The following is an 11,447-nucleotide window of genomic DNA, read 5'->3' as shown; positions in this document are numbered from 1 at the left end:
CTGAAGTTCGCGCACTAGGCTGGGCCGGGAGAGCCACGCTATAGAGGCCACGATGTCCGCCTTCCTGCGCCCCTTCCTCGACCGCTGGCGGTTCGTCGCCCTGCTGATCTCGGCCGGAATGCTGGCCACGGCCCACGCCTTCCAGACCTTCGGCGGCCTGGCGCCCTGCGAGCTCTGCCTGAAACAGCGGACCGTCTATTGGGTCGCCGGCGGCGTCGCCGCGGCGGCGATGATCCTCGTGCGCCTCTCGGGCGGCGCGCGCTGGCGCGAGGCGACCTGCTGGCTCCTGGCCTTGGTGTTCCTGGCGAGCGTCGGCGTCGCCGGCTATCACGCCGGCGTCGAGTGGAAGTTCTGGCCTGGGCCACAGAGCTGCTCCGGCGGCGGCACGGTCACCATGGCCTCGCTGAAGGCGCTGCTGAACGGCGGCGGAGTGAAGATGCCCGCCTGCGACCATCCTGCCTGGGTCTTCCTGGGTCTTTCCATGGCCGGCTGGAACACCCTGGCGTCGGTGGCCTTCACCGGCCTGAGCGTCGCCGCCGCCATCCGCGAACGGAGCAAGGCATGAGCGGAAAGCCCGTTCCGCCCCGGCCAGGCCGCGGCGCCGCCGCCGCGCGGATGGCCGAGATCCTGCGGGTCGACCACGCCGGCGAGATGGCCGCCGTCGCCATCTACCGCGGCCAGCGCGCCGTGCTGGGCGAGGCCGCCGGTCACGAACGCATCGCCGGCCAGCTCGCCCACATGGAGGCCCAGGAAGCCGAGCACCTGGCCCGCTTCGACCGCCTCTTGACCGAGCGCCAGGTGCGGCCAACGGCATTGGCGCCGGTCTGGCGTTTCGCCGCCTTCGCACTCGGCGCCGGCACGGCGCTGATGGGCGACAAGGTCGCGCACGCCTGCACCGAGGCGGTGGAGACCGTCATCGAAGAGCACTACGCCCATCAGATCGCCGAGCTGGCCGAACGCGACCCGAAGCTCGCCGGCGAGCTGTCGGGCTTCCGCGACGAAGAACTCGCCCACCGCGACCTGGCGGTGGAGGAGGGCGCCAAGGAGGCCCCGGCCTACGCCCTGCTCTCCGCCCTGATCGGCGCGGGTTGCCGCGTGGCGATCAAAATCAGCGAAAAAGTCTGATCGGCGCGCGCTGTCGCGCGGCGATCAAGATCAGCGAGAAACCTTAGGGTCGGTATTGGCCTTCCAGCCGCCGCCCAGTGACTGGATCAGGGCCACCGCCGTCGTTTGCCGCTGAGCGGCCGTCTGCACCACGGCGAGGCGGGCGGTGTAGGCTGCCGTCTCGGCGGTGACCACGTCGGTGTAAACCACGGTGCCGGACGAATACTGGTTGAGGAAGATCTTCTCGGCAGCGTCGGCGGCGGTGGAGGCCTGGGCGCGCAGATCGGCCTGTTGCGCAAGGACGCGGGTGGCCGCGAGTTGGTCCTCCACGGTCTGCAGTGCTTCCAGCACCGTCTCGCGATACTGGGCGACGGCCTGGTCGTGAGCCGCCTTGGCCTGGTTCACCTGGGCGCGGCGCGCGCCCGCGTCGAAGATGGTCTCGGCGATCGACCCGCCGTAGCTCCAGAGCGAATTGGCGCTGGAGAACAGGTGGCCGAGCTCCGTCGCCGCGAAGCCGTAGGAACCGCTGAGCGTGATGTCCGGATAGTAGGCCGCGACCTGCACGCCGATCTGGGCGTTAGCGGCCTGCACCCGGCGCTCGGCGCCGGCGATGTCCGGGCGCCGCTGCAGGATCGCCGAAGGCACCGTCGGCGGCACGGCTGGCACGGTGCCGATCCAGGGCGCCGCGGCCAGGGTGAATCCACCCGGAGCTTCGCCGGTCAGCACGGCGATGGCGTGTTCGAAGTCGTCCCGCGCCTGCGTCTGCCCGGCCAGGTCGGACTGGGCGTTGGCGAGCTGGGTCTGGGCTTGATAGACGTCGCTGCGGACCGTGGTGCCGGCGTTGTAGCGGTTCTGGGTGATGGTCAGCGTGCGCTGGTAGGCGGTGACCGTCGCCTGGTCGAGCGCGATCTCGGCGTCGGCGGCGCGCAGTCCGAAATAGTCGGTGGCGAGCTCGGCCTGGGCCGTGAGCTTGGCCGCCGCGAGGTCGGCGGCGCTGGCCTGGGCGTTCGACTTGGCGCCTTCGATGGTGCGGCGGATGCGCCCCCAGATGTCCGGCGCCCAGCTGACGTCGGCGCTCACCCGGTACTGGGTGGTGGTCGAAGATCCGCCGCCGGCGATGACTGTGCTGCCGCCCGCGCCGGTGATCACCGTGCCCGCGCCGCTCCCGTTGCCGCCCGTGCCGGACTTGGTGCCGCTGCCGGTCAGGTCGACGGTCGGGAAGAGCTGGGCGCGATCGGCGGCGACCACGGCGCGGGCTTCCCGATAGGCGGCCTCAGCGGCGATGACGTTCTGGTTGGAGACCTGCACCTTGGCCTCGAGACCGTTCAGGATCGGGTCGCCGAACAGGGTCCACCAGTCGCCGCGGTCCAGGGTGTCGGCGGGCGCAGCTGGAGACCAGCCGCCCGGCGCTTCCTTGAAGGTCGGGGAAAGCGGGGCGGAGGGCCGCACATAGTTGGGCCCGACCGCGCAGCCGGCAAGGGCGGCTGACGTCAGCAGGACGGCGGAAAGACGGTACGAGGACTTCATCATGCGGGCTGGACCTGGCCATCGCCGCTGTGGCGGCTGAGGTAGCGTTCGTCGCGGTGACGCCGCAACCGGTCGATGTAGACGTAGACCACCGGGGTGGTCAGAAGGGTGAGCAGCTGACTGGCGATCAGGCCACCGATGATGGCGATCCCCAGCGGCTGGCGCAGCTCCGAGCCCTCGCCGAAACCAATGGCCAGCGGCAGGGCGCCGAGGCCCGCGGCCAGCGTGGTCATCAGGATCGGGCGGAAGCGCAGCAGACAGGCCTCGCGCACCGCCTCGGTGGCGGACAGGTTGCGGCTGCGTTGCGCGTCGAGCGCGAAGTCGATGATCATGATGGCGTTCTTCTTCACCAGGCCGATCAGCAGGAAGATGCCGATCAAGGCGATGACCGAAAATTCCATCTTGAAGATCATCAGCATCAGCAGCGCGCCGAAGCCCGCCGACGGCAGGGTCGAGAGCACCGTGATCGGATGGATCAGGCTCTCGTAGAGGATGCCGAGCACGATGTAGATCGCGATCAGGGCCGCCAGGATCAGAACCGGCTCCTGCTTCAGGGTGTCGGTGAAGCCCTTGGCGGTGCCGGCGAAAGCGCCGCGCACGTTGGTCGGCATGTGGATGTCGGCCTCGTCCTGGATGATCGCGGCCTGGGCGTCGCTGAGTGACGCGCCGTCGGGTTGGTTGAACGAGATGGTGGTCGCCAGCTCCGCGTCCTGGTGGTTGATCGCCGCCGGCGCAGCGCGGTTGTAGAACTTCGCGATCGCCGACAGCGGGATCATATTGCGCGCCGAGGTGTTGAGCGCGCTGCCGGTGCCGGGGTCGCGGGCGCCGGGGTTGGCCGCCTGCGTCTGGGACGCCCCGTTGGCTCCGCTGGAGCCGCCCGACCCGGAGCTGAAGCCGGTGGTGCTGGAGCTCGCCTGGGTGGCGGCGGCGTTGGCGGCGGCCACCGCCGCGGCGGTTTGCGGCTGGTTGGAGGCGGCGGGCTTGCTCACCGTCACCGGCGAGCTGGCGGGGACGTAGATGCTCTGCAGCGCCTCTGGGCTCATGGTGTACTGCGGGGCGTTCTCCATCACCACGCTGTAGGTGTTGAGGTCCTCGTAGATGTTGGCCACCGGCCTTTGGCCGAAGCTGTCGTAGAGGGCGTTGTCCACGTCGAGCAGGTTGACGCCGAGGCGCGCGGCGGAGTCGTGATCGACGTCCACATAGGCCTCGACGCCGTTGTCCTGCTGATCGGTGCTGACGTCGGTCATCACAGTGGTTTGCACGGCCATGGCGTCGTTCAGCTTCTGCGCCCATTCCTTTAGGTCGGCCCGATTGTCGGCCTTCAGCGTGTATTGATAGGTGGCGTTGGACTGCCGGCCGCCGGCGCGGAAGTCCTGCTGCGGATTCAGGAACACGGTGAGGCCGGTCACCTTGGCCAATTGCGGCCGCAGCCGAGCGACCACAGCGGCGCCGCCCTCCTTGCGCTGGCCCCGGGGTTTCAGGTCCACGGACAGGAAGCCGCCGCCGGAGCGCCCGCCGCCGGTGAAGCCCACCACCGTCTGAACGGCCGGATCCTTCAGCAGGATCGCCACAAGCTGCTTCATCTTGACGCCCATCTCCTCGTTGGAGATCGACTGGTCGGCGCGCAGGCCGCCGTTCAGCCGACCGGAGTCCTGGATCGGGAAGAAGCCTTTCGGGATGGCCATGTAGAGGTAGACATTGAGGCAGACGATCACCGCCAGGATCAGCATCATCAGCGGCTTGGCCGCCAGCGCGAAGTCGAGGCTGTGCTCGTAGCTCTTGTGCAGCCACTGGATCGCCCGCCCGATGGCGCGTGAGACGCGGCCCTCCGGCTGCTCCTCGTCCTTCGAGCGCAGCAGGTAGGCGCACATCATCGGCGTAGTGGTGAGCGACACCACCAGCGAGATCAGCACCGACGCCGACAGGGTCACCGCGAACTCTTTGAACAGGGCGCCGACCTGGCCGCCCATGAACAACAGGGGGATGAACACCGCCACCAGCGAGATGCTCATGGAGAGCACCGTGAAACCGACCTGGCGCGCCCCGGCCAGGGCGGCGTCGAAGCGGCTCATGCCGCCCTCGATCAGGCGGTTGGTGTTCTCCAGCACCACGATGGCGTCGTCGACCACGAAGCCCGAGGCCACGGTCAGCGCCATAAGGCTGATGTTGTTCAGGGAGAAACCCAGCAGGTACATGATCCCGAAGGTGCCCAAGAGCGACACCACCGTCGCCACCGCCGGGATCAGCGTCGCCTTCCAGCGGCGCAGGAAGACGCCGACCACCACCACCACGAGCGCGATGGCGATGGCCAGCGTGACCTCGATCTCCCTGAGCGACGCGCGGATGCTGGTGGTGGCGTCCGAGGCCACCTGCATCTTCACGTCGGCGGGCATCTGAGCCTGCAGCAGCGGCAGGACCTTCCGCACCGAATCCACCAGCGCGATCACATTGGCGGCGGGTTGCTGGGTGATCAGCACGACGATGCAGGACTTGCCGTTGATCAGGCCGAGGGTGTGGACGTCCGCCACGCTGTCGATCACGCTGGCGACGTCGGACAGCCGCACGGCCGATCCCCGGCGGTAGGCGATGATCAGAGGGGCGTAGTCCGAGGCGTGGATGCCGCCGGTGGAGGTGTAGATCTGGAACCTCTGGCCGCTCGCGTCCTGAACCATGCCCTTAGGCCGGTTGGCGTTGGCCGACTGGATAGCGGTGCGCACGTCCTCGAGGCTGATGCCGAAGCGGTTGAGGGCGAAGGGCGAGACCTCCACCCGCACCGCCGGTTGCGAACTGCCGCCGATGTCCACCTGGCCAACGCCGCTGACCTGGCTCAGCCGCTGGACCACGATGTTGTTCACCGCGTCATAGATCTGGCCGGGCGTGCGGGTGTCGGAGGTCAGCGCCAGGATCATCACCGGCTGCTGGGCCGGGTTGGCCTTGTTGTAGGTCGGGTTCTGCCGGAGCGTCGGCGGCAGGTCGGCGCGGGCGGCGTTGATGCCGGCCTGCACCGCGCGCGCGGCGGCGTCAATGTTCTTGGAGATGTCGAACTGCAGGGTGACGCTGGTCGACCCTGTCGAACTGGACGAGGTGATCTCGTTGACCCCCGCGATGGTCCCCAGCCTGCGCTCCAGCGGCGTCGCGACGTCTGAGGCCATGGTCGTCGGGCTGGCGCCGGCCAAGCTGGCGCGCACATTGATCACCGGGAGATCGATCATCGGCAGCGGCGCGACCGGCAGCACCAGGAAGCCCGCCACGCCCGACAACGCCAGGCCGATCGTCAGCAGGATGGTGGCGATCGGCCGCTTGATGAACGGAGCCGAGAGGTTCATTCGGCCGGCTCCGGCGAAGGCGCCAGCGGCGGCTCGCCTTCAGCGGCCCGGGTCTTGGTCTTCTTGGGCGCCAGCTTGTCGAACCAGAGGTAGACGACGGGCGTGGTGAAGATGGTCAAGAGCTGGCTGACGATCAGGCCGCCGAAGATGGCGATGCCCAACGGCCGGCGCAGCTCCGCGCCCTCGCCTAGGCCCAACATCAGCGGGACTGCGGCGAACAGGGCCGCCATTGTGGTCATCAGGATCGGGCGGAACCGCAACAGGGCCGCCTGGTGGATGGCCTCGCGCGCGCTCATCCCCTGCTCGCGTTCGGCGTCGAGGGCGAAGTCGATCATCATGATCGCGTTCTTCTTCACGATGCCGATCAAGAGGATGATCCCGATGATCCCGATCACCCCCAGGTCGTTGCCGGTGAACATCAGGGCCAGGAGGGCGCCGACGCCGGCCGAGGGCAGGGTGGAGAGGATCGTCAGCGGGTGGATGTAGCTCTCGTAGAGCACGCCCAGCACGATGTAGACGCAGACCACCGCTGCAAGGATCAGCCACAGCTCGTTGTTCAGCGAGTTCTCATAGGCCCCGGCCGCTCCCAGGAAGGTGAGCGTGATGCCGGCCGGCTGGCTGATCTTGCCGGCCACCTTGCGGATGTCGGCGACGGCGCCGCCCAGCGAGGTCCCGCCGCCGGTGTCAAAGCCGACGGTGGCGGCCGGGAACTGGGCCACGTGGCGGACCTGCAGCGGGGCGGTCGTCTGCTTGATGCTGGCGATCGCCGCCAGCGGCGTCGAACCGCCGGTGGACTGCAGCTGGACGCCCCCCAGACCCTGCGGCGTCGCGTTGCCAGCCTGGGCTTCCAGGATCACCCGGTACTGATTGGTCTCGGTGAAGATGTTCGAGACGATCCGCTGGCCGAAGGCCGAATAGAGGGAATCGTCCACCGCCGCCGGCGTAATGCCGAGGCGGGCGGCGGTGTCGCGGTCGATGTTGACGAAGGCCGACAGGCCCACGTCGGCGGCGTCGGTGGTGACGTTCTGAAGCTTCTTCTCCTTGGCGAGCGCCTCGGTGAGCTTCACCGCCCAGTCATCGACCTGTTGGGTGTTCGCGCCTTCCACCGAGACCCGGTACTGGGTCGGGCCGGACTCCGCGTCCACCGTCAGGTCCTGCGTCGGTTGCATGTAGAGTTGTACGCCGGCCACCTTGGCGACGGCGTCCCGCAGCCGCTGCATGACCTTGGTCTGGGAGCCGTGGCTTTCCTTGAGATTGATCAGCAGCTCGCCTGAGTTCAGCGTGGCGTTGGTCGAGCCGTCGACGCCGACGAAGGACGAGACATTCTCCACCGCCGGGTCCTGCATCACCAGGTTGGCAACCTCGCCCTGCAGCTGCGCCATCTTTTGGTAGGAGACCGTGTCCGAGGCCTGGATACGGGCCTGCAGCTGCCCGGTGTCCTGCACGGGGAACAGGCCCTTGGAGATCACCACATAGAGCAGGACCGTCACCAGGAAGGTGGCGACGGCGACGATCAGGGTCGCGGTCTGGCGGTCCAGGACCCAGAGCAGCGCGCGGTCGTAACGGGCGATGACCTTATCGAACCAAGCCTGGGTCTTCTCGCCGAAGCTTCCGGGCTTGGCGTGATGCTCGTCGGCCGTCATCCAGCGCGCGGCCATCATCGGCGTGAGCGTCAGCGACACCACCGCCGAAATCAGGATGGTGATGGCGAGCGTGATGGCGAACTCACGGAACAGGCGCCCGACGACGTCGCCCATGAACAGCAGCGGGATCAGCACCGCCAGCAGCGAGACGGTCAGCGAGATGATCGTGAAGCCGATCTGCTTGGCGCCGTTCAACGCGGCCTCAAAGGGCGGCTCGCCGTCCTCCACGTGGCGGGAGATGTTTTCCAGCATGACGATGGCGTCGTCGACCACGAAGCCGGTGGCGATGGTCAGCGCCATCAGGCTGAGATTGTTGAGGCTAAAGCCCAGCAGATAGGTCACGCCGCAGGTGCCGATCAGCGAGATCGGCACGGCCAGGCCGGCGATGATCGTGGCCCGGATCGAGTGCAGGAAGAAGAAGATCACCAGCACGACGAGCACGATCGCCAGCAGTAGCTCCATCTCCACGTCGTGGACCGAGGCGCGGATGCCGGTGGTGCGGTCTGACAGCACACTGATATGGACCCCCGGCGGCAGCGCGGCGGTGAGCACAGGAAGTTGGGCCTTGATGGCGTCGACGGTCTTGATGACATTGGCGCCAGGCTGGCGCTGCACGTTGACGACGATCGCCGGCGTCTTGCCTGACCAGGCGCCGAGCTGGACGTTCTCCGGGCCCTGCACGACGTTGGCGACGTCGGACATCCGCACCGAGGCGCCGTTGCGGGTGGCGATGATCAGGTTCTTGTAGTCGTCCACCGTGGCCAGCTGGTCATCGGCGTTGATGGTGTAGCTGCGGGTCGGGCCCTCGAAACTGCCCTTCGGCGCATTGGCGTTGGCCGAGCTGATGGCGCTGCGCACGGTGGTCAGCGTCAGGCCATAGGCGGCCAGGGCGTCGGTGTTGATCTGGATCCGCACCGCCGGCCGCTGGCCGCCGGAAAGCGTCACCAGGCCGACGCCGGAGACCTGGCTGATCTTCTGAGCCAGCTGGGTGTAGATGACGTTTTGCACGTCCGTCAGCGGCATGGTGTCGGAGGTCGCCGCCAGCGTCAGGACGGGCGCATCGGCCGGGTTCACCTTGGCGTAGATCGGCGGCGCCGGCAGGTCGGCGGGCAGCAGGGTGTTTGCCTGGTTGATCTCGGCCTGCACCTCCTGCTCGGCGACATCGAGGGCCAGCTTCAGGTCGAATTGCAGGGTGATCACCGAGGCGCCGGCGGACGACACGGAGGTCATCCGCTGCAGGCCGGCCATCTGGCCGAAGTCGCGCTCCAGGGGCGCCGTCACCGTCTGGGCCATCACCTCCGGGCTGCCGCCCGGATAGAGGGTGGTGACCTGGATCGTGGGATAATCCACTTCCGGCAGGGCCGAGAGCGGCAGGAGCTTGAAGCCCACGAGCCCGGCCAGCACGATCGCCACCATGAGGAGGGCGGTCGCGACAGGTCGCAGGATAAAGGGACGTGACGGGTTCATCCGTTCGAGGACCGGTCTCTAAGCTCTACAGTCACTGCCCGCCGCCACCGCCGCCGCCCGGCGTACGATGGGGCATCTTGGCCATGGCCGCCTGACAGGCGGCCGAGGCCTTGGTCGCATTTTCGCGCAGGCACATGAAGGCTTCACGGCCCTCCTGGCCCGGACACAGCTTCTTGGTGTCGACGTCGCAGGCCTTGTGCATGGCCTCGCGGGCCGCCTGCATCTCGGGCGACATGGTGAAGCCTGCGCCGCCAGCGCCGCCGCCGCCGCCGCCGGCCGCGCCGCCGCCAGTCGGGGCCGCGCCGCCAGCCGGTGCGCCGCCGAAGCCGCCGCCGGGCGCGCCGCCGCCGCCACCGCCACCGCCACCCGGAGGCCGCGTCGGCATCTTGGCGAGGGCCGCCTGGCAGGCCTTGGAGGCCTTGGCGCTGTTCTCGCGCAGGCAGTTGAAGGCTTCGCGGCCTTCCTGACCGGGGCACAGCTTCTTTGTGTCGGGATCGCAGGCCTTGTGCATGGCCTCGCGGGCCGCCTGCATCTCCGGCGAAGGCGTGAAGCCGCCGCCGCCCGCACCGGCGCCATATCCGCCCGCGCTACCGCCGTTTGAGCCGCCGCCGCCGCCGCCGCCTGCGCGGGCCGCCGCCGCCTCGGCCATCGCCGACTGGCAGGCCGGGCTGGTCTTGGCCACATTCTGGCGCAGGCACATGAAGGCGTCGCGGCCTTGTTTGCCGTCGCACAGCTTCTTCATGTCGGGCGCGCAGATCAGCATCGGGTTCTTGTCGGTCGGGAGCGTGACCTTGCCGCCCTCCGTCAGGCGGTCGCCGCCTTCGGTGATCACCTTCTCGCCGGGGTTCAGGCCCTGGGTGATGCTGGTCACCAGGGGCGTCGCCGGACCGCGCGTCACGTTGCGCTTGGTGACCGTCTTGTCGGCCTTCAGGATCCAGACAAAGTCGCCCTGCGGCCCGGTGCGCACCGCCGTCACCGGCACCACCACAACGTTGTGCAGGGTCTGCAGCGCGATGCGGACGTTGACGAACTGACTGGGGAACAGCGCCCCATTGGCGTTGGCGAAACGCGCCTTGGCCTTCACCGTGCCGGTGGTCGGATCGACCACGTTGTCGAGGGTTGAGAACATGCCCTGATCCAGCACCGTGGTCTTGGAGCGGTCATAGGCCGTCACCGGCAACTGGCTGCGCGCCGCCTGCGCCTGCAGGTTGGGCACGGCGTCCTGGGCGACGGTGAATTCGACGTCGATCGGCGTGACTTCCGTCACGACAGCGAAGCCGGTCGTGCTGCCGGCCTGAATGAAGTTGCCCAGGTCCACGGCGCGCAGGCCGATGCGACCGCCCACCGGGGAGATCACCTTCGAATAGCCGAGGTTTAGCTTGGCCGAGCCGACGGCGGCCTTGTCGGTCACCACAGTGCCTTCGAGCTGCTTGACCAGCGCCGCCTGGGTGTCGACATCCTGGTGGGCGATGGAGTCCTGGGTCAGCAGGGTCTGGTCGCGCTTCAGCAGGATCCTGGCGTTGTCCAGCTGGGCTTCGTCGCGGGTCTCATTGCCCTGCGCCTGGAGCAGCGCCATCTGGAACGGCCGGGGGTCGATCTCGGCGATCGCCTGGCCCTTCTTCACCAGCTGGCCCTCCTTGAAGAGGATCCTGATGATCACACCGGAAACCTGCGGCGTCACCGTCACCGTCGCCGGGGGCGTCACCGTGCCCAGGCCGTCCAGGGTGATCGGGATGTCGGAGACCGTGGCCGTGGCCACGCCGACCGTGGTCGAGGGCCGGCGTCCGCGTCCGCCGCCCGGTCCGCCGGGTCCTCCAGGACCGCCCGCGGCGCCGGACTTGCTGCTGTGGGCCAGCGAGACCGCGAACCAGATCAGGCCGGCGAGCGCCGCCAGCACCAACAGGATGACCAGGGTGCGCCGGAGAGGATGCTCCTTGCTCCAGAAAGCGGCGCGCGCTCGATTATCCATCATTCCTCCGGGGTCACCTGCGGACCGGCGCGCGCATCGGCGCAAGCTTCACCATAACAGTCGCGCAGCAAACGCTGTTCCCCCGCTCATTGCTGAATGGGAGGCGTTTGCCAAGCTAACTCGCCTCCTACTAAGGCTTCCCCATGACAAGCGTCTTTCCGCCCTGCGTCCGAACCTTCCGGCGCTGCAACTGGGTGACGGCGCCGCAATGCGCCCCCTTGCAGAACGGCGGTCGGCAGCCGGCGCGCGGGGCGAAATCTGACTGAAATTTAATCTGGGCTAAGGTGGCGACAGAGAGCGCCGCGCTAGGAGCCTGACTCCGTAGTCAAAATCGAGAAAATCCAAGGGTAGAAAATTGCCCCAACGGGATCGGATGGGGGTGAAGTCGCAAGTTCGATGCTGGGACGAGCT

General features: G+C 68.2%; 6 protein-coding genes. 2 read left to right on the top strand and 4 right to left on the bottom strand.

Translation table 11 applies throughout. From position 1 onward, the window contains the following. The first annotated feature begins 52 nt into the window (after positions 1 to 52). On the top strand, positions 53 to 565 hold the full coding sequence (locus E8A12_RS18400; protein WP_293371524.1) for a disulfide bond formation protein B: 513 nt from the start codon (positions 53 to 55) through the stop codon (positions 563 to 565). Further along, positions 562 to 1,125, top strand: coding sequence for a demethoxyubiquinone hydroxylase family protein (locus E8A12_RS18395; RefSeq protein WP_293371522.1), 564 nt, complete (start codon positions 562 to 564; stop codon positions 1,123 to 1,125). Before E8A12_RS18400 ends, E8A12_RS18395 begins: the two co-directional genes overlap by 4 nt. A gap of 30 nt (positions 1,126 to 1,155) precedes the next feature. Here the strand turns inward: E8A12_RS18395 and E8A12_RS18390 are convergent, their stop codons facing one another. The 4 genes from E8A12_RS18390 to E8A12_RS18375 are packed head-to-tail and all read right to left on the bottom strand — an operon-like array spanning position 1,156 to position 11,036. After that, positions 1,156 to 2,634 carry an efflux transporter outer membrane subunit gene (locus E8A12_RS18390; RefSeq protein WP_293371520.1) on the bottom strand — a complete coding sequence of 493 codons (1,479 nt, stop codon included), beginning with the start codon at positions 2,632 to 2,634 and terminating at the stop codon, positions 1,156 to 1,158. After that, positions 2,631 to 5,957 (bottom strand): efflux RND transporter permease subunit, encoded by a 3,327-nt coding sequence (locus E8A12_RS18385; protein WP_293371518.1) that lies wholly within the window; start codon positions 5,955 to 5,957, stop codon positions 2,631 to 2,633. Before E8A12_RS18385 ends, E8A12_RS18390 begins: the two co-directional genes overlap by 4 nt. Beyond that, the gene (locus E8A12_RS18380; RefSeq protein ID WP_293371516.1) at positions 5,954 to 9,067 is read right to left on the bottom strand and encodes an efflux RND transporter permease subunit; all 3,114 of its coding nucleotides are present in this window, start codon (positions 9,065 to 9,067) and stop codon (positions 5,954 to 5,956) included. Before E8A12_RS18380 ends, E8A12_RS18385 begins: the two co-directional genes overlap by 4 nt. Before the next feature lie 31 nt (positions 9,068 to 9,098). Then, positions 9,099 to 11,036: an efflux RND transporter periplasmic adaptor subunit gene (locus E8A12_RS18375; RefSeq protein ID WP_293371513.1), complete on the bottom strand. Its 1,938-nt coding sequence runs from the start codon at positions 11,034 to 11,036 to the stop codon at positions 9,099 to 9,101. Between the last annotated feature and the right edge of the window lie 411 nt (positions 11,037 to 11,447).

The organism is Phenylobacterium sp., from assembly GCF_004799395.1.
Lineage (GTDB): Bacteria > Pseudomonadota > Alphaproteobacteria > Caulobacterales > Caulobacteraceae > Phenylobacterium.
This window is presented reverse-complemented; position numbering and strand designations above follow the sequence as displayed.